This is a genomic window from Mesoterricola sediminis (genome assembly GCF_030295425.1).
GTDB classification, from domain to species: domain Bacteria; phylum Acidobacteriota; class Holophagae; order Holophagales; family Holophagaceae; genus Mesoterricola; species Mesoterricola sediminis.
Genome location: NZ_AP027081.1, coordinates 1,682,420 through 1,708,383 on the forward strand (window position 1 = coordinate 1,682,420; position 25,964 = coordinate 1,708,383).

At 73.0% G+C, this 25,964-nt stretch carries 24 protein-coding genes and 1 tRNA gene; 16 read left to right on the top strand and 9 right to left on the bottom strand.

Features of this window, described 5'->3' with window-relative positions; all coding sequences use genetic code 11:
* Positions 1-115 precede the first annotated feature (115 nt).
* Positions 116-559 carry a GxxExxY protein gene (locus R2J75_RS19845; RefSeq protein ID WP_394365888.1) on the top strand — a complete coding sequence of 148 codons (444 nt, stop codon included), beginning with the start codon at positions 116-118 and terminating at the stop codon, positions 557-559.
* On the opposite strand, the gene R2J75_RS07480 is transcribed toward R2J75_RS19845, so the two are convergent.
* Together R2J75_RS07480 and R2J75_RS07485 are read right to left on the bottom strand one after the other, a co-directional pair.
* Entirely contained in the window at positions 504-1,871 is a 1,368-nt protein-coding gene (locus R2J75_RS07480; RefSeq protein ID WP_243334351.1) for a S41 family peptidase, read from the bottom strand. The genes R2J75_RS19845 and R2J75_RS07480 overlap by 56 nt on opposite strands.
* Positions 1,872-1,926: 55 nt before the next feature.
* Entirely contained in the window at positions 1,927-2,292 is a 366-nt protein-coding gene (locus R2J75_RS07485) for a response regulator (protein WP_243334349.1), read from the bottom strand.
* Positions 2,293-2,352: 60 nt separating this feature from the next.
* On the opposite strand from R2J75_RS07485, the gene R2J75_RS07490 reads away from it, so the two are divergent.
* A complete protein-coding gene (locus R2J75_RS07490) occupies positions 2,353-3,612 on the top strand; it encodes a polysaccharide deacetylase family protein (RefSeq protein ID WP_243347122.1) in 1,260 nt (419 codons plus the stop codon).
* On the opposite strand, the gene R2J75_RS07495 is transcribed toward R2J75_RS07490, so the two are convergent.
* Positions 3,609-3,986, bottom strand: a complete 378-nt coding sequence (locus R2J75_RS07495; protein WP_243334345.1) for a winged helix-turn-helix transcriptional regulator — start codon at positions 3,984-3,986, stop codon at positions 3,609-3,611. The two genes, R2J75_RS07490 and R2J75_RS07495, sit on opposite strands and share 4 nt — an antisense overlap.
* Before the next feature lie 122 nt (positions 3,987-4,108).
* Here R2J75_RS07495 and R2J75_RS07500 point away from each other — a divergent pair, with 122 nt between their 5' ends.
* From R2J75_RS07500 to R2J75_RS07510, 3 genes are all read left to right on the top strand, one after another.
* Entirely contained in the window at positions 4,109-4,972 is an 864-nt protein-coding gene (locus R2J75_RS07500; RefSeq protein ID WP_316411433.1) for an SDR family oxidoreductase, read from the top strand.
* A gap of 240 nt (positions 4,973-5,212) precedes the next feature.
* Positions 5,213-5,806, top strand: coding sequence for a hypothetical protein (locus R2J75_RS07505; protein WP_316411434.1), 594 nt, complete (start codon positions 5,213-5,215; stop codon positions 5,804-5,806).
* Between the two features lie 3 nt (positions 5,807-5,809).
* The gene (locus R2J75_RS07510; RefSeq protein WP_243347117.1) at positions 5,810-6,442 is read left to right on the top strand and encodes an RES family NAD+ phosphorylase; all 633 of its coding nucleotides are present in this window, start codon (positions 5,810-5,812) and stop codon (positions 6,440-6,442) included.
* 295 nt (positions 6,443-6,737) lie between these two features.
* On the opposite strand, the gene R2J75_RS07515 is transcribed toward R2J75_RS07510, so the two are convergent.
* Both R2J75_RS07515 and lpxK read right to left on the bottom strand, forming a co-directional pair.
* Positions 6,738-6,812, bottom strand: a tRNA-Gly gene (locus R2J75_RS07515).
* Between the two features lie 21 nt (positions 6,813-6,833).
* The gene (gene lpxK / locus R2J75_RS07520) at positions 6,834-7,883 is read right to left on the bottom strand and encodes a tetraacyldisaccharide 4'-kinase (protein ID WP_316411435.1); all 1,050 of its coding nucleotides are present in this window, start codon (positions 7,881-7,883) and stop codon (positions 6,834-6,836) included.
* Positions 7,884-7,973: 90 nt separating this feature from the next.
* Here lpxK and R2J75_RS07525 point away from each other — a divergent pair, with 90 nt between their 5' ends.
* The 3 genes from R2J75_RS07525 (at position 7,974) to R2J75_RS07535 (ending at position 12,285) form a co-directional block, all read left to right on the top strand.
* Positions 7,974-8,699: a cyclic nucleotide-binding domain-containing protein gene (locus R2J75_RS07525; RefSeq protein ID WP_243334335.1), complete on the top strand. Its 726-nt coding sequence runs from the start codon at positions 7,974-7,976 to the stop codon at positions 8,697-8,699.
* Positions 8,699-8,926: a hypothetical protein gene (locus tag R2J75_RS07530; RefSeq protein ID WP_243334333.1), complete on the top strand. Its 228-nt coding sequence runs from the start codon at positions 8,699-8,701 to the stop codon at positions 8,924-8,926. Before R2J75_RS07525 ends, R2J75_RS07530 begins: the two co-directional genes overlap by 1 nt.
* A 110-nt stretch (positions 8,927-9,036) precedes the next feature.
* Positions 9,037-12,285 (top strand): hypothetical protein, encoded by a 3,249-nt coding sequence (locus R2J75_RS07535; RefSeq protein WP_316411436.1) that lies wholly within the window; start codon positions 9,037-9,039, stop codon positions 12,283-12,285.
* A gap of 58 nt (positions 12,286-12,343) precedes the next feature.
* Here the strand turns inward: R2J75_RS07535 and R2J75_RS07540 are convergent, their stop codons facing one another.
* Together R2J75_RS07540 and R2J75_RS07545 are read right to left on the bottom strand one after the other, a co-directional pair.
* Positions 12,344-13,303 (bottom strand): electron transfer flavoprotein subunit alpha/FixB family protein, encoded by a 960-nt coding sequence (locus tag R2J75_RS07540; protein WP_243334329.1) that lies wholly within the window; start codon positions 13,301-13,303, stop codon positions 12,344-12,346.
* A gap of 25 nt (positions 13,304-13,328) precedes the next feature.
* Positions 13,329-14,078, bottom strand: coding sequence for an electron transfer flavoprotein subunit beta/FixA family protein (locus R2J75_RS07545; protein ID WP_243334328.1), 750 nt, complete (start codon positions 14,076-14,078; stop codon positions 13,329-13,331).
* A 104-nt stretch (positions 14,079-14,182) separates the two neighbouring features.
* On the opposite strand from R2J75_RS07545, the gene R2J75_RS07550 reads away from it, so the two are divergent.
* From R2J75_RS07550 to R2J75_RS07560, 3 genes are read left to right on the top strand one after another with little or no spacing between them, the layout of a single operon-like run.
* Positions 14,183-15,271, top strand: a complete 1,089-nt coding sequence (locus R2J75_RS07550; RefSeq protein WP_316411437.1) for a UDP-N-acetylglucosamine--N-acetylmuramyl-(pentapeptide) pyrophosphoryl-undecaprenol N-acetylglucosamine transferase — start codon at positions 14,183-14,185, stop codon at positions 15,269-15,271.
* A gap of 4 nt (positions 15,272-15,275) precedes the next feature.
* Positions 15,276-16,556, top strand: a complete 1,281-nt coding sequence (locus R2J75_RS07555; protein WP_316411438.1) for a S41 family peptidase — start codon at positions 15,276-15,278, stop codon at positions 16,554-16,556.
* Between the two features lie 4 nt (positions 16,557-16,560).
* Positions 16,561-17,526 (top strand): divergent polysaccharide deacetylase family protein, encoded by a 966-nt coding sequence (locus tag R2J75_RS07560; protein ID WP_279342766.1) that lies wholly within the window; start codon positions 16,561-16,563, stop codon positions 17,524-17,526.
* A gap of 63 nt (positions 17,527-17,589) precedes the next feature.
* On the opposite strand, the gene glpX is transcribed toward R2J75_RS07560, so the two are convergent.
* On the bottom strand, positions 17,590-18,558 hold the full coding sequence (glpX, locus tag R2J75_RS07565; RefSeq protein ID WP_243334319.1) for a class II fructose-bisphosphatase: 969 nt from the start codon (positions 18,556-18,558) through the stop codon (positions 17,590-17,592).
* A gap of 23 nt (positions 18,559-18,581) precedes the next feature.
* A complete protein-coding gene (gene cutA / locus R2J75_RS07570) occupies positions 18,582-18,908 on the bottom strand; it encodes a divalent-cation tolerance protein CutA (RefSeq protein ID WP_243334318.1) in 327 nt (108 codons plus the stop codon).
* 231 nt (positions 18,909-19,139) lie between these two features.
* Between cutA and R2J75_RS07575 the strand changes: the two genes are divergently transcribed.
* The 5 genes from R2J75_RS07575 (at position 19,140) to R2J75_RS07595 (ending at position 25,963) form a co-directional block, all read left to right on the top strand.
* Positions 19,140-20,372: an FG-GAP repeat domain-containing protein gene (locus R2J75_RS07575; protein WP_243347114.1), complete on the top strand. Its 1,233-nt coding sequence runs from the start codon at positions 19,140-19,142 to the stop codon at positions 20,370-20,372.
* 17 nt (positions 20,373-20,389) lie between these two features.
* Positions 20,390-23,248: a M66 family metalloprotease gene (locus R2J75_RS07580; RefSeq protein WP_243347112.1), complete on the top strand. Its 2,859-nt coding sequence runs from the start codon at positions 20,390-20,392 to the stop codon at positions 23,246-23,248.
* Positions 23,249-23,315: 67 nt separating this feature from the next.
* On the top strand, positions 23,316-24,455 hold the full coding sequence (locus R2J75_RS07585; protein ID WP_243334315.1) for an Ldh family oxidoreductase: 1,140 nt from the start codon (positions 23,316-23,318) through the stop codon (positions 24,453-24,455).
* A 21-nt stretch (positions 24,456-24,476) separates the two neighbouring features.
* Positions 24,477-24,989, top strand: a complete 513-nt coding sequence (locus tag R2J75_RS07590) for a GNAT family N-acetyltransferase (RefSeq protein ID WP_243334314.1) — start codon at positions 24,477-24,479, stop codon at positions 24,987-24,989.
* A gap of 44 nt (positions 24,990-25,033) precedes the next feature.
* Positions 25,034-25,963: an NAD-dependent epimerase/dehydratase family protein gene (locus R2J75_RS07595; RefSeq protein ID WP_243347111.1), complete on the top strand. Its 930-nt coding sequence runs from the start codon at positions 25,034-25,036 to the stop codon at positions 25,961-25,963.
* Position 25,964: the final 1 nt, after the last annotated feature.

Genomic DNA, 25,964 nt, shown 5'->3' on the forward strand with positions numbered 1-25,964 from the left:
GGATCCTCATTGATCCTATGAAACGCGGAGGCGCGGAGGATCTCGCAGAGGGTCGCGGAGGAAAGCGCTCCTGGAACCTGCCACCTCCCAATGACACGTCCCAACGGGAGGCGTGATGGGAAGGCATTGGGGAGAGGTCGACGGGGAGGATCATCCGCACAAGGAGATCACCCAGGCCATCATCGGGGAGGCCATCGAGATCCAGAAGGCTCTGGGGCACGGACTCCTGGAAGATCCCTACAAGGTCTGTCTGGCGCACTCCCTGAGACTGGCCGGCCATAAGGTGAAGCGGGAGGTTTTCCTGGATATCGAGTGGAGGGGGCTTGTGGGCTTGATCCTTTCTCCGCGAGCCTCAGCGAGATCCTCCGCGCCTCCGCGTTCCAATAGGATGCTGCGAATGCGCGGCGCCATCAGGCACTGCAGCACAGACTCACTATTCCAGCTCCTCCATGCTCCGGCACGGATGGGTATTAGCCATTACTATCCTAGATTACGAACACACCCTAGAAGACGCCGGGCAGGGCCCGCTGGGCCTCCGTGGGCCGGGGGTGGAGGCTGAGGCTTCCGGCCCGGCGCGCCGCGGCCGCGGGAATGGGGGCGCCGCCGGTGCCGCCCGCGGCCCAGGCCAGGGCGGCCGCGGTGCAGGCTTCCGCGGGATCGCCGGGGGCGTGGGCGAGGTCGTCCGCGGCCGCCACGGTGACGCCGGTCCAGTCCGCGTCCGGGAGGCCCTGGAAGTAGCTCCCCGTGCCCCGGGCGTTGAGGATCTGGAAGGACACCAGCTCCAGGAGCCAGTCGCAGGCGCTGTCCGCGTAGCCCAGCTGCCCCACGGGCTTGCCGTAGGTGCGCTCCCCGACCAGGGCCACCTGGGTCCCGGGCCAGGCCTGGAGCGCGTTGGGCACGAGCTCGCTGGCCGAGGCTGAATTGCCGGTGACGATGAAGGCCAGGCGCTCCAGGGAGAGGGCCCCGGCCTCGGCGCTGAAATGCACCGTGGCGCCCAGCTCCGGGTGGCCGTCGTTGGCCTTCAGGCGGTACATCACGTCCCCGTCCGCGTGGCCCGGGCTCAGGAGGTTGCCCAGCACCTCGGCCACGGAGAGCCGCCCCCCGCCGTTGTAGCGCAGGTCCACGATCAGCCGGGTGACGCCGGCCTGGCGCAGGGCCGCCGCCGCCGCGCGCAGGAGGGGGGCCGCGGGCTCGACGAAGGTGCGGAGCTGGACGTAGCCGACCTTCACGCCGTTCGCGGTCAGGACCGTGGGCGTCCCGCCGCCGGGGACGGGGTCCAGGCCGTAGGCGCCCGTGGTGGCCGCCACCTCCAGGACGGCCCCCGTGGCGGGGCGGCGCAGGCGGAACCAGCGGGTCGTGCCCTCGACGCCGGACTGGAGCGCGGCGGAGAAGGTCCCCGCGGCCACGAGGGCAGGAGCCTGGCTGGAGGCATCGTCCAGGCCCGCGCGGGTGGGCGCGACGGCCAGGAGCTCGTCGCCCCGGGCGAACCCCGCCGAATCGGCGGCGGAGCCCGGGAAGACCTGCGCCACGGCGAGGGTCCCGCCCGAGGTCACGTAGCCGAACCCGTACCCCAGGGTCCGGCCCTCCTCGAAGAACCGGCTCGAGGCGGCCCGGGAGGCCAGGTAGCTGAAGCCCCGGTCCCTGCCCTCGGCCCGGGTCCGGGCCGTGAGGGCCGCCAGGAGGTCCTCGGCGGTGGCGCTGGCCGCGGGATCCACGGAGGCGGGCAGTTCGTCCCGCCAGAGGTAGTACTCCCGGGTCATGGCGAGGACGTCGGCCTTCTCCTGGGCGGGGGCGCAGGTGTCCTCCGTGGCCTTGTGGCAGCCGAGGGCGGCCAGCAGGGCCAGGACGGCGAGGGGGGTGCGGCTTCCCATGGCGGCTCCGGGGCGGTCCCTTGAACCTAACCCGCCCTTCACCGCCTGTCCACGATCAGCCGCCCAGGGCCTCGGTGACGGCGCCCACGAGGGCCTCGGCCGCGATGGGCTTGGTGAGCACCTGCTCCACGCCCAGCTTGCGGAGGTTCTGGACCATGTCCTCGTCCTTGAAGGCCGTCAGGATGACCACGGGCACCTTCGGCTCGGACCGCCCCGCCATGCGCGCCACGGTGGCGCCGTTGCAGCCCGGCATCTGGTAGTCGGTGAGGATCAGGTCCGGCCGGGACTGCTCCACGTGCTCCGTGACCTCCATGGCCGAACCGGGCAGCCACTCCTCCACGTCGTGGCCGGCCTGGGTCAGGCAGCGCCCCAGGTAGAGGCGCATCATCCGGCTGTCGTCGATCACGAGAATCTTGGCCACACAATATGATACATCAGGCGCCCCTGGCAGGACCCCGGGACCCGGGGGTATCGTCGTTCCATGGCCCTCCCCCTCCTTCCCGCCGCCGTGCTGCTCCTGGCCGGACCCCAGCCCGCCCCGCCGGCGGAGCTGCCGGCGCTGCTGACGGCCCTCCGGGGCGATCTGGACCTCCACCGGCGCCTCGTGGTGGCCTTCGCCGGCGAGGCGGGACTCCAGGGGGCCGCCCGGGAGCGGGCCCTGGCCGAGGGCCACGAACTCCACCACCAGCGGCGGACCCTGGTGTTCCACCTGGACAAGGCCCTGGCGGCCCTGGCCCAGGAGGAGCCCGCCAGGCGCGAGCAGGTCGTGGGGGCGCTCCTGGACTGGATGGAGCGGGACCCGGACCTGCTGGAGCTGGACCGGCTCGCCTTCCGCGACCCCCTTCGGGTGCTCCAGAAGGCCCTGGCCTCGGACCGCACCCCCGCTGGCGCCGCCCTCAAGGCCCGGGTGGCCCGCGACCTGGCGGAGGTGGACCGGATCGAGGCGCGGGTGGAGGCGGAGTACCGCCGGGTCTTCGGCGGGGCGGGGCAGGCCCCCGCCGGCGGCGGCCGCGACCAGTGGGACGCCTACGTCCAGGCCCTGGCCCGCAGGATCGGCGTCGCGCTCCCCACCGCCGCGGAGGCGCCCCGGCCGGGGCCCCATGGGGAGATCACCGGCCGCGAGTTCCCCCCCAAGGTGCTGGTGCTGACCTTCGACGACGGCCCGCACCACGTCTACACCCCCGAGATCCAGGCCATCCTCCGGGCCCGCCGGATCCCGGCCGTGTTCTTCGAGGTGGGGCGGAACCTGGGCACGGTGGACGCCGCCGGGAAGCCCCACCCCGGGCCTCTCGCCGCGCTGTCCGAGGGGCTCGTCCGGGACGGCTTCGTCATCGGCAACCACAGCTTCACCCACGCCCAGCTCAGCAAGGAGACCGGGGCCCCCCTCGAGGCGGAGATCGAGGAGACCGACGCCCTCCTGGGCGCCATTCCCGGGGCCCGGTCCCACCTCTTCCGGTTCCCCTACGGCGCCCGCGCCGAAGCCCAGCTCAAGGCCCTGGAGCCCCACGGCCTGCGGTCCGTGCTCTGGAACATCGACAGCCTCGACTGGGCCGATCCCGTCCCCGCCTCGGTGAGCGGGCGCGTGCTGCGCCTCGTCCGCGAGGAGAAGCGGGGCATCATCCTCTTCCACGACATCCACGACCGCGCCGCCAAGGTCCTCCCGGGCCTCCTGGACACCCTGCTGGCCGAGGGCTACCGCTTCGCGGGCCTGGACGCGGAAGGCCGGCTCGTGGAGCGCTAGCGGCCGGGCTCCTGGGCCCCGAACGCCGTCCGGGCCTCCCGGATGCGGGCGTGGTGGGCCAGGGCCCAGTCCACCAGGGCCTCGAGGGGGACCAGCAGGGAGCGGCCCATGTCCGTGAGCCGGTACTCCACCTTGGGCGGGACCGTGGGATGGACGGTGCGCGACACCAGGCCGTCCTGCTCCAGGCGGCGCACGGTCTGGCTCAGCATGCGCTGGGAGATGTCGCCCACCGTCCGCCTCAGATCGGAGAAGCGCAGGGTGCCGTCCTGGAGGGCGATGAGCACCAGGAGGCTCCACCGGTCCGCGACGCGGTCCAGCACGTCCCGCACGGGGCAGTTCCGGTAGTCGCCCTCCACGGGCTTGCGCATGGCCATCGGTGCCTCCGGGGTTACCCCAAGGTAACCAGGTTCTTTCATTTTCCCTCCTTGTGGGTTCGTTTGAAAGGGCCTAGCGTCAAAAAAGTTCCTTCAAGGAACCAATGCGCGAAAGGAAACCCATGTCCCCCCAGACCCTGCTCGTGACCGGTGCCTCTGGCCAGCTTGGCCGCCTTGTCCTGGAGGCCCTCCTGGAACGCCACCCCGCTGAACGGCTCGTGGCCGCCGTCCGTCATCCGGCCGCGGTGGCGGACCTGGCCGCCCGGGGCGTCCAGGTGCGGGAAGCCGACTACACCCGCCCGGAAACCCTCCGGTCCGCCTTCCAGGGCGTGGATCGGCTGCTCCTCATCTCCTCCAACGCGATCGGCCAGCGGACGGCCCAGCACCGGGCCGTCGTCGAGGCGGCGCGGGCGGCGGGCGTCGGGCTCCTCGCCTACACCAGCGTCCTGCGGGCCGACACCTCGCCCCTGGGCCTCGCCCGGGAGCACGTGGAGACGGAGGCCCTCGTGCGGGCTTCGGGCCTGCCGTGGGTCTTCCTGCGCAACGGCTGGTACACGGAAAACCACACCGCCTCCCTGCCGGCCATCCTGGCCCACGGCGCCGTCCTGGGCGCCGCCGGGGAGGGCCGCTTCGCCACCGCCGCCCGCGCGGACTACGCCGCCGCGGCCGCCCAGGTCCTGCTGGCCGATCACCCCGAAGGCCAGACCCTGGAGCTGGCCGGCGACACGGCCTACACCCTGGCGGACCTGGCCGGGGAGATCGCCCGCCAGACCGGGAAGCCCATCGTCTACCGCGACCTGCCCCAGGCCGAATTCGCCGGCGCCCTGACCGCCGCGGGCCTGCCCGGCGCCTTCGCGGACCTCCTCGCCGATTCGGACGCCGGCGCGAAGCAAGGGGGCCTCGACGACGCCGGGGGTCAGCTGAGCCGCCTCATCGGCCGCCCCACCACCCCCCTGGCCGAGACCGTTCGCCGGGCGCTGGCCTGAGCCCCAAACCCGGCGCCCGCCTGGCCCCGAACCCGTCGACCCCCTCCCCCCATCCCCCGGACGCAGGGAAGGGGGGAGCAGGGGGTGCGGGGATGCGGCGACAGCAGCCAGCCGGCTTCGGCTGGAGCCACCCCAGGCCTTTCCCGCCCCACGAGCCGCCAGCCTCGGCCGGGTCCAGGGAACCAGGGGTGCCTTGCTTACGATTACTAACGACCAAAACTGATCGTAAGGAGGTGGCGCATGGGCGCCCAGGTTGAGACGATGGCCTACCTCCATGCCCACGGGCTGAATGTGGAGCCCGAGGGGCTCCCCAGGGTGCTCCGGGAGGTTATCGAGGGGCTGCAGCGTCTGTATTACCCGAGTGCGGGCCAGGAGGGGCTCACGGCAGCCGAGATCCAGGTCTACCGATCGGGGGGGCTCGATCCTGCGCCGAGGGATCTGGGTGTGAACGATCCGTTCCTGCGCGGTGTGACGACCTTTGCTGGGCTTGTTGAAACCGGACTGACTGCCGTCGAGTCGGCCAAGCTGCTCGGCGTGACAGACGCTCGAATCAGGCAGCGGCTCAAGGAACGAACCCTTTTCGCCATCAAGTGGGGGGGGGCGTGGCGGTTGCCGCTTTTCCAGTTCGCGGATGGCCGGGAACTCCCGGGCTGGGGCGAGGTCGCCCGCAACCTGCCGGATGGCATCTCGCCCGTAGCGGTTGCCCATTGGCTCATGCTGCCGAATGTCGAGCTTGCCCTGGGGGAGGACGAGATCCCGACGAGTCCACGTCATTGGCTCCTGGAGGGGCGGCCGCCCCAGGCCGTGGCCCGGCTCGCGGAGGCGCTGGGCTAGCCGATGGCCAAATTTCCCGAACCTCCGACGCCGGGGGAACTCGCCCTGCTTGGGCCCGACGTCCAGATCCTTCCCGCCGGATCGACCGTATGGCGGATCTATTTCCTGGGTGGCAGTCACCCGACCTCCTGGGGCCAGTTCCGGGCCTGGGGCCCGACCGAATCCCGGTTCGACCATCACATCCCGCCCGCTTCCCTCCAGGCCCGGGAGATCCTGTACGGAGCCGTTGGGCCGAGGGGCGCCATCACGGCCCTGGCGGACGTTTTCCAGGAAACCCGGATCGTGGACCGCTCGTTCAACAACCCGTGTCTGGCCTCCTTCGAAACGATACGGGACCTCCGCCTGCTGGATCTCACGGGGACCTGGCCGACCAAGGCCGGAGCTTCCGCTGCGATCGCGTCGGGGCCGAAGGCCCGCGCACGGCGCTGGTCCCAGGCCATTTTCGCGGCTTTCCCGAGCCTGGACGGTCTGCTCTATGGGTCTTCGATGCACGCGAACGCGCCCTGTGTGGCGCTGTACGAGCGGGCCGCCGTGGCGATGCCGGCCAGCCCGAGCACCAACCGCATGCTCGCCGACCCGATCCTGTTGACTGCACTCCGGAATGCCTGTGCTGATCTGAATTTCTTCCTCGTCTGACCCGGGACGGGAGCCCCCTTCCCGACTCGCACGGTCGATCACGACCGACGACAGCGGATCGCTCCGCAGCCAGCCTGACGCTGGCCGTTGGGGTCGCTCGAGGGGTACGTCAGAGCGAGGGCGTATGGGCAGCATTCCAGCCATCCGCGGCCTTTCCGGCATCCCCGGCCCATGACATGGCAGGGACGGGACGGCGCAACCGGGGAACGGACGAACCGCCCCCTCCAGGCTGGTTTTTTGCCGGGGAGCCGGTAAAGCGAAAGGCCCGAAACCTGAGGGTGACGGGCCTTTTCATTGGAGCGGGCGATCGGGATCGAACCGACGACGTTCAGCTTGGGAAGCTGACATTCTGCCACTGAATTACGCCCGCGGCAGGTAGGGGGAAACCCTATCACGCTCCCCGGGGCGGGGTCAACGGGGGGGTGCCGAGGCGCGCCAGGAGCCACGCGGCGAGGGGCTCGGCGCCGATCACGCGCTGCTCGGCGACCCAGAGGGGAAGGGCGGTGCGGTGGCGGGCCGGGTCCAGCTTGACGGCGTCCTTCTCGGTGCAGACGAGGCCGGCGGCGCCGCTCGCGCGGGCCTCGCGCTCCAGGGCGGCCAGCTGGGGCCCCAGGGGCTGGTGGTCGCGGAAGGCGCGGCTCCCGGTCCAGGGGGCGCCCGCCACCAGGAGGTCCGCGAAGAAGGCCTCGGGGTGGCCGAGGGCGCAGAACGCGAAGAGCGGCCCGGGGGCGCCCAGGGGCAGGGCGATCCGGTCCCCGGTGTCGAAGCGGCGCAGGGAGGTGATGGCGAAATCCACCCAGAACACGGGGCCGCCGGAGCCGTAGCGGGCCCACCAGGCCTCGACGGCGCCGCGGTCGGAGCGGGCGCCGCGGGTCACCACGAGGCAGGAGGCGCGCGCGGCGCCCGCCATGGGCTCCCGCAGGTCGCCGAGGGGCACCATGCGCCCGTTGCCCCAGCGGCGCACGCCGTCCAGGAGGAGGAGGTCCAGGTCCCGGTGCAGGCCCCGGTGCTGGAAGCCGTCGTCCATGACCAGGAGGTCGGGGCGGGGCGCCAGCGCCAGGGCGCGCAGGGCGGCCCCGTGGCGGCGCCGGCCCACCACCACCCGGCCGGGGCCCAGGCGCCGGGCCATCATCAGGGGCTCGTCGCCGGTCTGGGCCGGGTCCGAGTCGGGCTCCACGGGCATGGGATCGTGGTCCCGGCGTCCCCCGTAGCCGCGGGACACGACCGCGGCCCGGATCCCGGCCGCCTCCAGGGCCTCGGCCAGGAAGAGGGTGACGGGGGTCTTGCCGGTGCCGCCGGTGCTGAGGTTGCCCACCGAGACCACGGGCGCGTCCACCCGCGCGGCCCGCTCCGGATGGCGGTCGAAAGCGCGGTTGCGCGCGCGCACGGCCAGGGCGTACAGGGGGCCGAGGGGGGCGAGGATCCAGCGGAGGGCTTCCATCTCTCAAGAATAAGAGGAAATTTCACGCCCGCGCCACGTTCCCAAGGGCCGTCCGGGCAGGTTAACCTAGGATCCTGCCCCCGGTCCCCCATGTCCGATTCGAACTTCATTGGCCAGAGCAAGGTCGCCTTCAAGGAAGGGGAGATCGTCTACCGCAAGGGGGACATGGCCCAGAACATGTACGTGGTCCTCACGGGGAAGGTGCGCATGTACCTGGGCTCCGAACCCCAGGGGGACTGGTCCGAGGAGCTGGGCAAGGGCGATTTCTTCGGGGAGGGCAGCCTCCTGGAGCCGATCCCCCGCCACCACACCGTCGTGGCCCTGGAGGACACGGAGGTGGTCGCCATCTCCCGCGGCACCTTCCTGCGCATGATCCGGCAGAACCCCGAGGTGTCGGTGAAGATGATGCAGCGCCTCGCCCAGCGGAACCGGGAGCTCAGCAGCCGGGTCGACGCCGAGGCCACCCGCGGCGCCCGGCCCCGGCAGCAGCCCGCCTCCGTCAGTCTCGTCTCCGTCATCTCCGGCCGCAAGTTCCAGATCCTCGCCCACGGCGCCCTGGTGGGGCGCTACGACCCCAACACCGGCATCCATCCAGACATCGACCTCACCGAGGAGGATCCCCAGCTCAGCGTGTCCCGGCGCCACGCGCGCATCCTGTGCGAGCACAACCGCTACTTCCTGGTGGAGGAGCACGGGGTGGCCAACGGCACCTACATCAAGGGCGAGCGCCTGCCCCCCGGCGACGCCCGGGAGCTCCGGCCCGGCGACCGCGTGGGCTTCGGCATGGTGGTGCTGTTCTTCGAGAAGCCGGCCTGATGCGCGTCGAGGTGTGGCGGGACGAGCACGGCGTCGAGTGGGAGCTGGTCCAGCTCGGCCTGGACGAGATCGGGGGCGGGTGCATCATCCGCGAAGGCAGCAACGCCCTGGACCGGGCGGACGGCGATGTCCGGGAGGGGGTGGAGGTGATCGCCCGCTTTGGGGACGTGGAGGACGCCCGGGCCTTCCTGGAGGAAGAGGGCTTCGGGCCCGTCCAGGTGCGGTGAGGGCGGGGCGGGGGACGTACTGACCGCTCGTGCGTCAGGAAACAAATGATTCATTAGCGACATGGATGAAGGGGGCTTCGCCAGAACCAGGCCGGACCCCGGGAGCATCCATGAGACTTCATACCAGACGGTGGCGGGCCGGCGTCTGCCTCCTCGCCCTCTTTGCGACCAGCGCCCTCGAGGCCCTCTCCCTCCGCGCCCCGCGCTCCGGGGCGAGCCTGGAGGTGGACGGCGGGACCTACCTCGTCAGCCTCGGGGACGGGCGGAGCTTCCTGCGGGGTCCGTCCGGCGGCCTGCACTGGGCCGGCGAGGCGACCCCCGGAGACGGAGAGGTCGCCGGGGCGGATCCGGGCCTGCGCCAGGCCCTGGAAGAACTCGTGGGCCTCGCGGAGGGGGACGCGCCGGAGGCGGCGTCCGCATGGGCGGACTTCCTGGCCGACGCGCGGGCTCTCCTGGCCCAGCCAACGCGTGCGGAGGCGACCGCTTCCGACCCGGATCAGCCGGTCGCTTCCGCCGCGGCCGTGGCGACCGCCGTGCCCGCGCCCGTGGCCATCCCGGCGGCCGAGCCCGTGGCGACCGCCGTGCCTGCGCCCGTGGCGACCGCCGTGCCTGCGCCCGTGGCGACCGCCGTGCCTGCGCCCGTGGCGACCGCCGTGCCTGCGCCCGTGGCGACCGCCGTGCCTGCGCCCGTTGCCGCCCCGGCGCCCGCGCCCGTCGCCGCCCCGGCGTCCGGACCCGTCGCGACGGCGGTCCCCGCCCCCGTCGCCACCCCGTCGCCCGCGCCCGCCCCGTCGACCGTCCCGGGGCCTGCCGCCCCCGTGGGCCCGACCCTCGTGGTGCGCGGGATTGGCCTCCTGGCCGTGCTCTCCGAGCAGGGCTACGTCGTGGATTTCCAGGATGGCCTCGGCATCCGGCGCCGGGTGGGCCAGGGCTGGGACCTGCGGGCCGATGGCCACCTGGGCGAATGGCGGTCCTCCAGCCAGGCCCTGGTCGCCGCGGCCCTGTCCCCGACCCAACGGGGCCAACTCATGAGCCTGGGGCCCGAACTCGTGCGGGCCACCTGCGGGACCGCCTCGGCCCCCCTGCGGTTCATGGCCGGTTCCTTGCGGGTGGATGTGGACCTCCTGGCCTGTGTGCTGCCCAGTCCCCTCCTGGCCTCCCAGAAGGGGAAGGCGCCCGCCCCCATCCTGGGGCCGGCCCCCGCGCCGGCCCCGAAGGCGCGCGCCAAGGCCAAGCCCGCCGCCGCGAAGGCGCGCGCCCAGGCCAAGCCGGTCCCGGCGGCGGCCCCGGCTCCGGCGGTCCAGGCGGACCCCCTGATCCTGGCCGGACCCGGCTTCTGCGCGGTGCTGGGCCAGGAGGACTATGTCCTGACCTGGCGGGTCGGCGGAAGCCTCGTGAGGTCGGGCCATCGCGTGGTGGAAAACCTGGCGTCGGGGGACCCGGTCCCGGCCCGCGCCAGCCGGGAACGGCTCCTGGCCCGGCGCCACGTCCTGGAGGCCTGCGCCTGGATCCAGGACCTCCTGGGCGCCGTCAGCGCCCCGCCCAGCCTCCGCGCCCTGGCGCGGGACCTGGAGGGAACGTCCCGGTCCGCCGCTGAAGCCCAGGGCCGGGCCGAAGGGGGGGCCCTGGCCCTGTTGGCCGGGCGGTTCACCCTCCTGCGCACGAGCGAAGGCCGGGTCGTCCATGGGGGCGGCGGGGAGGCGCGTCTGCTCCCTGAGGGGAAGCACCTCGCCAAGGCCGGTCCGGCCGCCCCGGGGACGCTGGCCGCCCTGAAGCCCCTGACGGCCCTCGAGCTGGCGGGGCTCCAACGCCTCAACGGTCAGCTCCTGAACGCCGCCCTCGCCTTCAGGCGCCAGGGGACCCCGCAGGGTGAGGTCCTCCGGGCGCGGACGCTGGCCTTCCTGGAGGAGGTGCGTCCGGTGGGGCTCCAGCTCCAGTGGGGCCCCTTCGCCTGGATGGCCCCCCTGACGTCGGACTCGGAGACCCTCCGCGGTGCCGCGGAACGCGGGTTCACGGCCACCGTCCGCACGTCCGAGCTCAAGGTGGAGGGGGGGACCCTCCAGGTGGGCGGCGGCCTGGGCCTGGTCAGGCTCGACGGCCACGTGCCCCGGTTGTTCCTGACGGCCGCCGAGGGGGTGGCGGAGCTCTCGTCCGGATGGCCCATCACGGTGCTGGCCGGCGGCCTCCCGGGAACGCTGGACGCCACGGGCCGCGGGGCCCTCCGGCACCTGAGCCGGGCGGCGGCGATCCGCCTGAGGGGATGCGGGTCCACGGATGCCGCGCCCATCCCGGAGAGCGAACGGAAGGCCCTGGAGGCCTTCCTGGCGGCCTTCCCGGCGGAGCGGGACCCCGACCTGGAGCGACGGGCGGAGGCCCCGCGGACGGCCCCCGCCTCGGCCCCTGCCCCGGCGGCCGAACCCCCCGCGGCCGAATCCCCGGCGGTCGAAGGCCCCGCGGCCGTCTCCCCGGCGGCCGTCTCCACGGTGGCCGTGGCCGCGGTGGACCCGGCCTCGCCGACCGAGGTGCCCCCGGTGGCGGAGGTCCGGGAAGGGCCGCCTGCGACGCACCGGTCGAAACGGCCGGCGCCGGAAGCCCTGCCCGAGGGCCCGTCCCGCCCCGCCAAGCGGGCCCGGGTCGCGTCCCCGGTGGCGCGGAGCTACTGCCGGGTGTGCAATGTGTCCTTGCGCAAGAACGGGAACCATGAAGGATCGGCCGTGCACCTCGCCTGCGCGAAGGGGTTCGGGCACCTGTCCGAGGCCGCCCGGGCGATGGACGTCCCGGAGGGCCGCTGCCGGTACTGCCTCGAGGATTTCCAGGTGAGCCACAGCCTCTGGTCCCATCTCCGGGGCTGCCCCGGCCTCAAGGAAGGCGGCCTCCCGGGGACGCCCCGGAAGCCGGCGAAGCCCCGGAAGGCCGTGACGCCCCTGCGCGGGTCGCCCACGCGGACGTGCAACCTTTGCGAGCGGTCCTTCAGCAGTGTCCAGGCCTACCGGAACCACCTGATGACGGACCTGCACCTGACGGCGGAGCGGGTCCAGCGCCGGACCCTGGCGAGCATGGCCCAGGAAGCGCCCCGTTGGGACCTGCCCCTGCCCGAGCCCCTGCCCCTGGAGGACCTTCCCCTGCTCCGGTTGGCGCCCGAGGGGACGTCCGAGGCCGCCGCCGAGACCCGTCCGGCCCCCGCGCCCGCCCTTGCGACGCCGCCCGCCCTGCCGGTTCCGCCCGCCCCGGGCCCCTGGCGGGAGGTGACGCCCCCCCCGAAGACCCCGAGTCCGGAGCAGCTCCCGCCGTTCTCCCGGCTCACCACCCCGCCCGACGCAGCGGACGAGGCCGCCCTGGAGGCCTTCCTCTCGTTCTGACCCCGGTACGCGGAAGGGGCGCGGGCCTCGCGGCCCGCGCCCCCATGTCCGGTCCGGCCTACTGCTTCAGGGCCTTGGCGGCCTTGGTCAGCTCGGGAACCACCTCGAAGAGGTCGCCCACGATGCCGTAGGTGGCCAGCTTGAAGATGGGGGCCTCGGGGTCCTTGTTGATGGCCACGATGACCTTGGAGCCGCTCATGCCGGCCACGTGCTGGATGGCGCCGCTGATGCCGCAGGCGATGTAGAGGGTGGGGCTGACGACCTTGCCGGTCTGGCCCACCTGGATGCTGTGGGGCAGGCCCCAGCCGGCGTCCACCGCGGCGCGGCTGGCGCCCACGACGCCGCCGAGGGCGTCGGCCAGCTCCTGGAGGATGGCGAAGTTGGCGCCGTCCTTGAGGCCGCGGCCGCCGGCGACGATCACGTCGGCCTCGCTGATGTCGACGGCGCCCCCGCCCTTGGCGAGGATCTCCTTGACCACCGCGAGGAAGCCGCCCGCGGGCGCGGGGAGGCTCTCGACGGCGCCGGCCTTGGGGCAGGGCGCGGCGACGAACACGTTGGGCCGCGTGGTGGCGACCTGGACGGCGCTCTCGAACCGGTTCACGCTCACGGCCTTGCCCGCGTAGACGGGGCGGGTGGCCTCGAGCCTGCCGTCCACCATGGCCAGGCCGGTCACGTCGGCGGCGTAGCCCGCGCCGAGGCGCGCGGCGGCCCGGGGGGCCACGTCGCGGCCGGCGGAGGTGGCCGCGGCCAGCAGGACCGTGGCGCCCTTGGCCTGGACGGCGTCGGCGATGGCCTGGGCGTAGCCGTCGCTGGAGTAGGCGGCGAGGCTGGGGGCCTCGACCTTGATGATCGCGTCGGCGCCGTACTGGGCGGCCTCCTCGGCGCCGGCGAGATCGGCGCCCACGAAGAGGGCGCCCAGGGACTTGCCGGCCGCGTCGGCGAGGCGGCGGCCTTCGCTCAGGGCCTCGAGGGAGGGCTTGCGGATCTTCCCGTCCTTCGTCTCACAGAAAACTAGCATCATCTCGACCTCGGAAAGATGGGATCTAAAGGACCTTGGCTTCGTCGCGAAGCAGGGAGACCAGGGCGGCGGCCTGGGCGGCGGCGTCGCCCTCCAGCTTCCGGCCTTCGGGGCGCGCGGGGGGCAGGGCCAGGGAGGCCGTGACCAGGGCGGGGGCGCCGGCGGCGGCCTCCACCTCCTCGATGGTCTTCTTCTTGGCGGCCATGATGCCCTTGAGGTTGGCGTAGCGGGGCTCGTTCAGCCCGCGCTGGGCGGTGACGACGGCGGGGAGGGTGCCCTCCACCACCTCGGTGCCGGCGTCGGACTCGCGCTCGGCGCGGAAGGCGCCGGCGGAGAGCTCGAGCTTCGTGACGACGTTGGCCTGGGCCCAGCCCAGGAGCTCGGCCAGCATGGGGCCGACGGAGGCGTTGTCGCCGCCGAAGCCCTTGTTGCCCAGGAGCACGAGCTCGAAGCCGCGCTCCTTCGCGAAGGCGGCCAGGATCCGGGCGACGGCCAGCGGATCCCCGGCGTCCTCGGCCTTGACGAGGACGGCGGTGTCGGCGCCCAGGGCCAGGGCGTTGCGCAGGACATCCTTGGCCTTCTCGCCCCCGACGGAGGCGGCGGTCACCTCGGCGCCGGCGGATTCCTTGAGGCGGAGGGCCTCTTCCAGGGCGTACTCGTCGTACGGGCTGGTGATCCACTTGACGTCGCTCCCATCCAGGGACTTCCCGTCCGCGCCGATCCTGATCTTCGTCTCGGTGTCGGGCACCTGCTTGAGGGCCACAAGAATCTTCATGCTCGCTCCCGGTGGAATGATGGGGCCGCGTATTTCGCGCGGCTGAATCCTAAATGCTACCAGGGAATCGCCATTTTCCCCCGCGAGAAGGTATCCTCGACGGCATGTCCGGAAGAACGTACGCGGAAAGCCTGGTCTTCACGGGAGGGGGCACGGGAGGCCACTTCTTCCCGGCCGTCGCCCTCGCGGAGGGGCTCCGGGCGAGGTGGGGCGGCCCCATCTGGTTCGTCGGCGCGCGCCGGGGGATCGAGGCCCGCCTCCTGCCCGCGTCCCCGTGGCCCCACGAACTGCTGGACGTGGAGGGGTTCGCCGGCCGCAGCCCCCTGAGGGCGGCCCGGGCCGCGTGGAAGCTCGCCAGGGCCTGGCGGACCCTCGTGGCCCGCTGGCGACGGGAGCGTCCGGCGGCCGTGATCGGCACCGGCGGCTACGGGGCCGCGCCGGCCCTCATGGCCGCGCAGGCGCTGGGCATCCCCTTCTTCCTCCACGAATCCAACGCCGCCCCCGGGCTCCTCGTGAAGGCCCTGGCGAAGCGCGCCGCGGGCGTCTGGTGCGGCATGCCCGAGGGGGCCGCGGCCCTGCCCGGGGCCCGGTGCCTCGTGGCCGGGACCCCCGTGCGGGAGGCCTTCCTGCGGGACTTCCGCCCCGTGGCCCAGCTGGCGCCGCCCTTCCGGCTCCTGGTGCTGGGCGGCAGCGGCGGGGCGCGGGCCGTGAACGAGGCCGTGATGGAGGCCGCCCCCGCGCTCCTGGACCGCTTCCCGGACTGGGACATCCTGCACCAGACCGGGCCCGCCCAGCACGAGGCGCTCTCGGCCCGGCCCCGCCATCCCCGGCACCGCCTCGCGCCCTTCCTGGAGTTCATGGACACCCAGATGGAGGCCGCCTCCCTCGTCCTGACCCGGAGCGGGGCCAGCACCTGCGCCGAGCTGATGGCCTCGGGCCGCCCCGCCCTCATGGTGCCCCTGCCGGGGAGCGCCGGGGACCACCAGGTGGCCAACGCGCGGGCCATGGAGGCCGGCGGCAGGGCCCGGGTCCTGCTCCAGGGGCCGGATCTGGCCCGGGATCTGGCCGCGGCGGCGGCCCCGCTCATGGCCGATCCCCGCGCCCTGGCCTCGCTGGCCCGGCCGGAAGCCAATCGCGCCGTGGACATCTGCCTGGATGATCTCGCGGCCCGGACGGGAATCGGCCTACACTAAGGGCATGCACCAGCGCACCTGGCTCTCCCTCCTGACCTTCCCCATGGTGGCCGTCTTCAGCTACCCGGTCATCGTCCACCCGGCCCAGGAGGCTCCCCGCCGCGAGGTGAAGGCCGCCCCCCAGGACCCGCTGGCGGGGCTCTCCGACATCCAGGACGTGCTCCAGCTGGTGCGGGACAACTACGTGGACCCCCCCGACATGGAGAAGGTCGTGGGCGGCGGCATCCAGGCCGCCCTGGAGCGGGCCCACCCCCTCAACGCCTACCTGTCCCCCGAGGACCTGCGCCTCCCGGACCCGGGGCCCGCCGAGATCGGCATCCGGGTCCAGAAACGGCAGATCTACGCCCAGGTGCTGGCCGTGACCACCGGGAGCCCGGCGGCCAAGGCGGGGTTCCAGCCCGGGGACGTGATCCGGAAGATCGATGAGGATTCCATCGGCCCCATGAGCGCCTGGACCCTGGAGCGGCGCCTGCGCGGCGCGGTGGGGTCCCAGGTGTCCCTGCTGCGGTACGCGGCGGCCACCACCGAGCTGAAGAAGGTCACCCTGACCCGGGAGAAGATCCAGCGGCCGCCCGCGTTCATCCGCAAGGAGGCCAAGGCCACCCTCCTCGGCTTCGAGGACCTGGACCCGGGCCGCACCGGCGAGCTCAAGAACGTGCTGGCCGGCCTGGACCGGAGCCTCCCCCTGGTCCTGGACCTGCGCCGCTGCTCCGGGGGCGACCTGGGCGAGGCGGCCCTCGTGGCCGGGCTCTTCGCGGGTCCGGGCCTCCTGGCCACCGTGCAGGAGACGGGCCGGCCCGACCAGCCCGTGGCCATCGTGCCGGCCGGCCTTCCCCCCTTCGCCAAGCTGGCCGTGATCACCGGCCCCTGGACGGCGGGTGCCCCCGAGGCCCTGGCCGCGGCCCTGAAGAAGCAGGGGGTGCCCGTGTTCGGCGAGCGGACCATGGCCATGGGGGTGGAGCGGACCCGCTTCCTCCTCCGGCAGGGCGGAGCCGCCGAGGTGGTGAACCGGCGCTGGCTCGGCGCGGGCGGCGAATACCTGGGCCTGGGCGGCGACCGCCCCGAGGCCCTGAAGCCCAAGGCCGGCGGCGAGACCCTCCAGCCGGGGGTCGTGCCCGACCACGTCTTCAAGAACATGAAGCCCGAGGAGGACCCCCTGCCGAAGATCCTGGAGATCCTGGCCCAGGGCCCCAAGGCCGCCAAGCTGCAGCCCCCGGCGCCGGCGCGGAAGGCCGCCGTCCTCATGTCAAGCCTGGCCTCGGACCAGGCCCTGGACGCGGTCTAGGCCCATGGCGGCGAGAAAAGGCGGCCGGACGTCCACCCCCCGGCTTCTGGTCCTGGCGGCCCTCATGTTCGCCTTCGGCCTGGGCCTGGGCGCCCTCCTGACCAGTCAGGCCTGCGGCCGAAAGGGCCGCCTGCCCGGCGATGAGGAAACGGCCAAGCCCCGGCCCCGGCCCACCCCGCCCAGCGGCAAGCCCGGCCCCGGGAAGGCCGAGCCCGGGAAGGCCGAACCCGGGAAGGCCGAACCCGGGAAGGCTGAACCCGGAAAGGCCGAACCCGGCCCGGCGGAGCCGGCCCGGAAGGGGCTCCCCCGCTTCGCCCTCGTCATCGACGACCTGGGCTACGCCTCCCCCGAGCTGGTGAAGCGCCTCTGCGCCCAGCCCGTGCCCTTCTCGGTGGCGGTCCTCCCCTACCAGGAGAACACCCGCGAAAGCGCCGAGATCGCCCATGACCGGGGGAAGGAGGTCATGCTCCACCTGCCCATGGAGCCCCTCGGCTACCCCGGCCCCGGTAAGGACCCCGGGCCCGAGGCCGTGATGTACGACCTCAAGGAGGCGGAGATCCGCGCCCGGGTCCGCAAGGCCCTGGCCGACGTCCCCTACCGCCGGGGCGTGAACAACCACATGGGCTCGCGCATCACCCCCGACCGCACGCGCATGACGTGGATCCTCGAGGAGATCCGGGCCCGGAAGTGCTTCTTCGTGGACAGCCGCACCGAGAAGGACAGCGTGGCCTTCGACGTGGCCGAGGCCCTGAAGATCCCGGCCGTGCAGCGCAAGGTGTTCCTGGACGACGACAAGGCCTTCGCGGAGATGGAGCGCCAGTGGAACCGGGCCCTGGACCTCGCGGCCCGGGACGGCCAGGTCCTGATCATCGGGCACATCTACCCCGAGACGGTGGCCGCCCTGGAGAAGCTCATCCCGGCCGCCCGGAACCGCGTGACCTTCGTGAAGGCCGGCGACCTGGTCCGGTAGCCGCATGAAACGAGGGCCCGGCGTGGGATGTCCCCGCCGGGCCCTCGGTCCGCGTCCTCCGGCTCAGAACCGGACGGTGACGCCTTCGCCTTCGTTCACGTGCACGGTGTCGATGAAGCGGACCTGCCGGGGCTGCCGGTTCAGGATGAGGCTGGCGGTGCGGACGCCCTCCCCGAAGAAGTGCACGCCGTCCAGGAGGTTGCCCTTGGTGACGCCGGCGGCGGCAAAGATGATGTGCTCGCCGGGGGCCAGGTCGTCGGTGAAGTAGATGCGGTTGAAGTCGACGCCCATGCCCTCCGCCTTCTCCTTGCTGGCGGTGTTGGTGTCGGTGACCAGGCGGCCCTGGATCTCGCCGCCCAGGCACTTGAGGGCCGCGGCGGAGAGGACCCCCTCGGGGGCGCCGCCGATGCCCATGACGGCGTGGATGCCGGTGCCGGACACGGCCGCGGAGATGGCGGCCGACAGGTCGCCGTCGCCGATGAGCTGGATGCGGGCCCCGGCCGTGCGGATGTCTTCAATGAGCTTCTCGTGACGGGGGCGGTCCAGGACGACGACGGTCAGCTCCCCCACCTTCCGGTGGAGGGCCTTGGCGATCTCCTTGAGGTTCTCGGCCGGGCTCGCGTCCAGGTGCACCCGGCCCTTGGCGGCGGGGCCCACGCAGAGCTTCTGCATGTAGAGGTCCGGGGCGTGGAGCAGCCCCCCGCGCTCGCTGGCCGCGAGCACGCAGATGGCGTTGGGGGCGCCGGTGGCGCAGAGGTTGGTGCCCTCCAGGGGATCCACGGCGATGTCGACGGCGGGGCAGCCCATGCCCATCCCCACCTTCTCCCCCACGTACAGCATGGGGGCCTCGTCCCGCTCGCCCTCGCCGATCACGATGGTGCCGTCGATGGGCAGCTTCTCCATGTTCCTGCGCATGGATTCCACGGCGAGCCAGTCGCTGTGCTTGCGGTTGCCGTTGCCGATGCTGGTGGCCGAGGCGATGGCGGCCTGCTCCACCACGCGAAGGAACTCACCGCTGAGGGACATTTCCATGGTTCTGCTCCGGAAAGGGTTGTTCAACTCTCTCGCGAGACCGATTCCTCGATCCACTCCAGGAAGCTCTCGCTGCACTTCTCGACGGGAACCATGAGGATCTCGGGGATCTCGTAGGTGTGGAGTTCCGAGATGACGCGGGAGACCTCCTCGAACCGGTCCCGGCTCGTCTTGATCATCAGGAGCACCTCCTCGTCCAGGTGGGTGCCTCCCTTGTAGTAGTAATAACTCTTAATCCCGGGAAGGATGTTGACGCAGGCGGCGTAGCCCTGGTCCACGACGGCGGCGGCGATGGTGAGGGCCGTCTCCTCGCTTCCGCAGGTGGTGAAGATCGTCACGGCATTGATCATGGGGTCTGGCGGCTCCTGGACCGAGGGTGGCCTGAAATTCGAGTTTGCCACGGGCGGGGGCGGCTTCCCAGAGGAAGCTGGACCTGGATGAAGTTTTTGTAACCCATGGGCTTCCGGCCCGCCCCTGGAAAAATCCCGGAAACCCCTCAACACCTGGGGGGCTCCAGGCGTCTAATCCCTCGTCGGCTCCTCGGGTCCGCGAGGATCCCATCCGTCTCCAGGAGGACTCCCATGGCCTTTCCCTCCCTGTTCCCCAAGCGGTCGCTCCTGGTCCCGGGCCTCGGGCTCCTCCTCCTCGGCTGCGGCGGGGAGGACCGCGTGACGGTCGCCGGGCCCTACCCGGTGACCTCGGTGGCGGTGGCCGACCTGGACGGCGACGGCCGGCTGGACCTCGTGGCCACCCTCCACGGGGAGGGGGCCCCGGCCACCCAGGGCTGGGTCACCGTGCGCCGCCAGGATCCCTCGGCCCCGGGGACCTACCTGGAGCCGGAGCTCTGGGCGGGAGGAGCCAATCCCGGCCGCGTCGTGGCGGCCCCCCTGACAGCCGGCGGCCTGCCCGGCCTGGTCATCCTGTCCGTACAGACGGGCTACCCAGCGAGTGACACCGGCGCCGCGCTGGTGCGCTTCCCCGATCCGGCCGCCCCGGGCGGGTTCCTCGCCCCGGTGGCCCTGCCCCTGGGGGGCCGGACCCCACGGGACGCCGCGGTGGGCGACCTGACGGGGGACGGTCGCCCGGACGTTGTGGTCGCCGCGGACGGGGCCGCCACCCTGCTCCTGTTCCCCCAGGACGCCGCGGGGGGGACCTTCGGCGCGCCCCTCGCCCTGGCCGTCGCGGGGACGCCGACCGCCGTGGCCGTGGCCGACCTGGACGGGGACGGCCTCCTCGACATCGCCGCCGCCACCGCCAACGACACCGTGTCCATCCTGCTCCAGGACGCGGCCCATCCGGGCAGCTTCCTGCCCCGGGTGGACCTCCCGGCCGGGTCCCATCCGGTGGCCCTGAAGGTGGCCGACCTGGACAAGGACGGACGCCCCGACCTGGTCGTCGCGGACGAGGGCACCTCGGCGGCCCAGGGCGTCACCGTCCTCCTCCAGGCCAAGGCCCCCGCGGCGGCGGGCACCTTCCTCCCGCCCGTGGGCTACGCCGTGGGGGATGCCTTCGCGGCGTCGGTGGACGCGGCCGACCTGGACGGGGACGGTTATCCCGACCTGGCCGTGGCCTGCGCCGGCGTCCCCGGGAACCCCGGCAGCGTGGCCGTCCTCATCCAGGACCAGGCCCATCCGGGCACCTTCAAGGCCCCGGTGAACTACCCCGGCCTGCAGGGGCCGGGTTCGGTGGCCCTCGCCGACGTGGACGGCGACGGGCTCCGGGACCTGGTGATCGGGGACGGGTATCTCTACGTGCGGAAGCAGATCGCGGGCCAGCCGGGGACTTTTGGACTACCCTTGCGATACCGACAGTGACCCCCCCGAGGTAGCCCATGGCCCTGACAGCCCTCCCCGGAAGCGCGAGGACGACGCTCCTTTCCCTGGGGGGGGGCCTCCTGGCCCTCGCCCTGGCCTGCGGGGGGGGCGGCAAGTCCGCCCCGCACCTCACCGTTTCGGTGACGCCGGCCTCGGGCCTCACCCTCCCCGTGCCCTACGATTATTCGTCCCAGGGCTTCTACATGCCCCCCTACGCGGGCACGGCGACCGTGGCCATCGCCCGGGACAGCAGCGTCACCGGCGCCGTGACCCTCTCGGTCACGGGCCTCCCGACCAACTGCAAGGCCCAGTTCTCGGCGCCCACCACCTCAGGGACGAGTTCGGTCCTGTCGATCCAGGCCGGCTACCCCGATCCCTCCGACCCGACCTTCGTCAAGCAGGTCTACCCGAAGGCGGGCACGTACACCCTCACGGTCACCGCCAAGGCATCCGGGCAACCTGACGCGACGGCCACGCTGCCCCTCAAGCTCGGCAGCGAGGCGCCGGCCTTCGACCTGGCCTTCGTGGACGCCACCGCCAGCCGCCTGGACACCACCCCGGACATCACCCTGGCCGGCACCGCCCCCGTCACCAAGTACCTGCTGGCCTACTACACCACCAGCCAGGGCTGGAGCGCGTCGGGGCCCGTCACCGTGACGATGGACGGGGTGCCCTCCGGCCTCACCGTGTCCACGGGGACGGCCACCTTCAGCCTCCAGGACAGCGCCCCGCACCCCCTGACGATCGCCGCCCAGCCCGGCCTGGCGGCGGGCACCTACGCCTTCTCCATCACGGCCAGCTTCAACGGCGTCGCCTCGACGCTGCCCGTGGTCGTCACCTACGCCCCCTATCCCTTCTACGTCCAGCCCCAGATCCACGCGGAAGGCCCCTCCGTGGTCCAGGGCGGGCGCGTGGCCTTCCCCCTCTACCTGGGCCGGAACGACACCTTCTTCACCACCGTGAGCACCTCGAACGGAACCGAGGGGGTCTACGCCGGCGACGTCCTCCTCTCCGCCAGCGGCATGCCGTCCGGCCTGACCGTGACCTTCGGGGACGGCGACGCCCTCAACGATCCCAAGGGCCTCCAGTCGGTGCCCCTCGTGATCCAGGCGGCCGCCACGGTCCCCGCGGGCACCTATCCGGTCACGCTCCAGGCCACGCGCAGCACGCCGGGCGCGGTCACCGCCGCGGCCCCGGTCACCCTCCCGGTCACGGTCACCGCCTCCGCGGCGGGGACGGCGCCGGTCTTCTGGATCCAGAACGTGGAATGGGGCCAGACGGTGCTCAAGCCGGGCCTGCCCCTCGTCGCGGGCAAGCCCGCGCTGCTCCGGGTGCAGTACCTCGCGGACCGCCCGGGCCAGACCGGCGCCCTCGCCGCGAAGCTCCAGGACGGCACCGTCCTGGCCCTCCGCGGCCCCGCCGCCGTGCCCACCGAGGCCGTCGAGGGGGATCTGCCCACGGCCGCCGCGGCCTCGGCCTCCACCTACACGTGCCTGCTCCCGGCCGCCGCGGTGCAGAGCGGCCTCAGCGTGACCCTCCAGGGGACCGGCGCCCCCGCCCTGACGGTCACGCCCACGGTCCGCGCCGGCATGGACTACGCCCTGGTCGTCCTTCCCGTCGTCCACAAGGGCGTCGCCCCCGCGCTGCCCTCGGACGCCGCCCTCACCCAGGGCCTCCTCGCCATCTGGCCCTTCAGCGGCGTCCCCCTGTCCCACCGGGCCGCCTACACCACGTCCACCGCCATCCCGGAGCCCACCACCGACCCCACGAAGGACCACAGCGGCGACGCCTGGGGCCAGATCCTCAACGAGGTGGCCTCCCTGCGGGTCGTGGACGGCGGCAGCGCCCCCTACTACGGGTTCCTCGCGCCCGGGTACACCTTCGGCACCCAGCCCTCCGGCTACACCCTGGGGGTCACCCTCGCCAGCAGCATGGCCAGCATCGGCACCGACGCCAGCCTGGACACGGTGTTCGGGAACCAGGTCCCCAACCAGACCGTGGCCGTCGAGACCCTGGTCCACGAGACCGGCCACATCCTGGGCCTCCTGCACACCCCCGCGGGGACCTTCCCCGTCGACGACGAGGTGACGAACTACCCCTACTTCGGCGGCCTCGTGGGCACCTGGGGCTACGACGTGTTCACCCAGACGCCGCTGGATCCGGCCGGGTACTACGACATCATGAGCTATTCCAGCGAATCCGACTGGGTCTCCGACTGGTGCTACCTCCACGCCATGGGCTGGGTCTCGGGCCAGAAGAAGGTCGGCACCCGCCTGGCCTCCACGGGCGTCCGGAAGGAGCGCCTCGTGGTCTCCGGCACCGTGACCCCGGACGGCCAGGTCCGCCTCCAGCCGCTGGTACGGGCCCAGGCGGAGGCCCTGCCGCCCCGCGCCGGCGCCTACACCCTGGCCCTCCAGGCCAGCTCGGGCCGCCGGGAGGTGGCCTTCGCCGCGGAGCCGATCCCCGGGCTGCCGGGCCACGCCATGTTCCTTTTCACCGTGGACGCGGACGAGGAACTGGTGGCCGCCGACGTCCGGCGGGAGGACCGCAGCCTGGCCCGCCGCGAGGCCCGGGTGGGCCGGGGCATGCGCGCGGCGGCCCTGGACCGCGCGGAGGCCGCCGGAACCCTGGAGGTCCGGGAGGCCTCCGGCACCCTGCACCTGGCCTGGGACCCGGTGGCCCATCCCTACGTGGACGTCGTGCATGAAGGGACGGCCGGCACCACGACCCTCGCCCTCCACCTCACGGGCGGCACCGCCGACCTGCCCCTGGCGGGGCTGCCCGAGGGCGGCCGCTTCCAGGTGCGCTACTCGGACGGCCTGAACGCCGTCTCCCGGGCCCGCGCCCGCGACGAGGTCCGGGACCGGACCCGGTGACGCCGGGGGCTTGCGCCGCCGGCCCCGGGCGCGGCACCATGGGGCACCCCCCCAGAAAGGACCGGCCATGAAGTGGATGGACGAGTATCCCGGAACCTACAAGGACTGCGTCTGGGTCGGCTTCGACCTGCTGGAGTCCTTCATGCGGGACGCCCTCGTCGCCGCCGGGGTGCCCAGGCCCGACGCCGAGATCGTCGCCGACGTGCTCATCGAGTCCGACAAGCGGGGCATCGACTCCCACGGCATCGGCCGGCTCAAGCCCATCTACATCGACCGCATCCGGGACGGCATCCAGGATCCCGTCACCCGGATCGAGGTGCTCCGGGACCGGAAGACCGCCACCGTCCTGGACGGCCACAACGGCATGGGCCACGTCGTCTCGAAGAAGGCCATGGAGATGGCCATCGAGAAGGCCCGGAACCACGGCATGGGCATGTCCGTCGTCCGCAACTCGACCCACTACGGCATCGCGGGCTACTACGCCCTGATGGCGGTGAAGGCGGGGATGATCGGCATCACCGGCACGAACGCGCGGCCTTCCATCGCGCCCACCTTCGGGGTGGAGAACATGCTGGGCACCAACCCCCTGACCTTCGGCATGCCCTCGGACGAGGACTTCCCCTTCGTCCTGGATTGCGCGACCTCCATCACCCAGCGCGGCAAGATCGAGCACTACGACCGCATCGGCAAGGCGCTGACCCCCGGCTGGGTCATCGACGCCGAGGGCGGCACCCGCACCGACACCGCCCAGGTCCTCAAGGACCTGACCCGGGGCCTGGCGGCCCTGACGCCCCTGGGCGGCATCGGCGAGGAGCTGGGGGGCTACAAGGGCTACGGCTACGCCACCGTCGTCGAGGTGCTGTGCGCGGCCCTGCAGGGCGGCGCCTTCCTCAAGGCCCTCAACGGGACCGACGCGGAGGGCCGCAAGGCGCCCATCCCCCTCGGCCACTTCTTCATCGCCATCGACATCGAGGAATTCATCGAGCTCGACCGCTTCAAGGCCACCACCGGCCAGATCATGCGCGACCTGCGCGCCAGCAAGAAGGCGCCCGGGCAAGAGCACATCTTCACCGCGGGGGAAAAGGAACACCTGGCCTGGCTCCTCCGCAAGGAGCGCGGCTGTCCGGTTCCCGAGGCGCTCCGGAAGGACATGGAGACCTTGAGGTCCTGGTACGGCCTGCCCTACGCTTTCCCCTGGGACGCCTGAGTCCCGGAGAGGAGGCCGCCCATGGACGTCGCCGTCAGGAGGGCGGAGGCCGGCGAGGCCCGCGAACTGGGGCTGTTCGCGGAGGCCTGCTTCCGGGAGGCCTTCGGCTACCTCTTCCCCGAGGACGCCCTGGACCTGGTCTGCGCGCGGGCCTTCGCGGGCCCCCTGATGGAGGAGCTGGTGCGGGACGCCGCCTGGATCGCGGAAGGGGAGGGCGGGTGGCGGGGCTACGCCGCCCTCGCCGCCCGGCCCTGTCCCGCCCCGGGCCTCCCCGGGCCCCAGGCCGAGCTGAGCCGCCTGTACGTGACCGCGCCGTGGCAGGGCCGGGGCGTCTCCGGGGCCCTGATGACCGCCGTCCTGGCCGAGGCCCGGCGCCGCGGGTGCCGCTCCGTCTGGCTCGAGGCCTTCGAGGGCAACCCGCGGGCGCTCCGCTTCTATGGCCGCTGGGGCTTCCACGACCTGGGCGGCAGCATCAAGGATCGCGAAGGCATCCATCTCCCCCACCGCATCCTCGGCACCGTGTTCTCGGCCTGATCCGTCTGCTAGACTGGTGCGACACGCGGGGTGTTGGAGAATTCATGCATATCCTTGTGACGGGCGGCGCCGGGTTCATCGGAAGCCATGTGGCGGACCGCTGCGTGGCTGAGGGGCACCGGGTGACGGTGCTGGACAACCTGCGGAGCGGGTCGGAGGCCAACGTGAACCCCCGCGCGGACTTCGTGCGCATGGACCTGCGGGACCCGGGGCTGCCGGCGCTGGTGGGCAAGCTGCGGCCCGAGGCGGTGCTGCACTTCGCGGCCCAGATCGACGTGCGGGTGAGCTGCCAGGATCCGGTGTTCGACGCGGAGGAGAACGTGCTGGCGACGCTGCGGCTGATCGAGGCCGGGCTGGCCTCGGGGATGGCGCGGTTCGTGTTCGCGTCCAGCGGAGGCGCGATCTACGGGGAGGCCTCGGGACGGCAGGACGAGGCGCACCCGGAGGTGCCCCTGAATCCGTACGGGGTGGCGAAGCTGGCGGTGGACAAGTATCTGGCGGCGTACGCGGTGCAGCGGGGCCTGGCGGGCTGCAGCCTGCGGTTCTCGAACGTGTACGGCCCGCGGCAGGGCTCGAAGGGGGAGGCCGGGGTGGTGGCGGTCTTCTGCAAGGCGCTGCGGGCGGGACGGGCGCCGGTGGTGAACGGGGACGGGCGGCAGACCCGGGACTTCCTGTTCGCGCCGGACATCGCGGAGGCGGTGTCGCTGGCGCTGGCGCGGCGGGCGACGGGGGTGTTCAACCTGGGGACGGGGATCGAGACGGACATCCGGACCCTGGCGGAGGGGCTGTGCGAACGGGCCGGGGTGGACCCCGGGGCCATCGTCCACGCGCCGGGGATCGCCGGGGAGCAGCGGCGGTCCTGCCTGGACCCGGGGAAGGCCGCGCGGGAGCTGGACTGGCGTCCCCGCACCGCCTTCGCCGAGGGCCTCGGCCTCACCTGGGACTGGTTCCGGGCGGGGGGCTCCGCGGACTGAG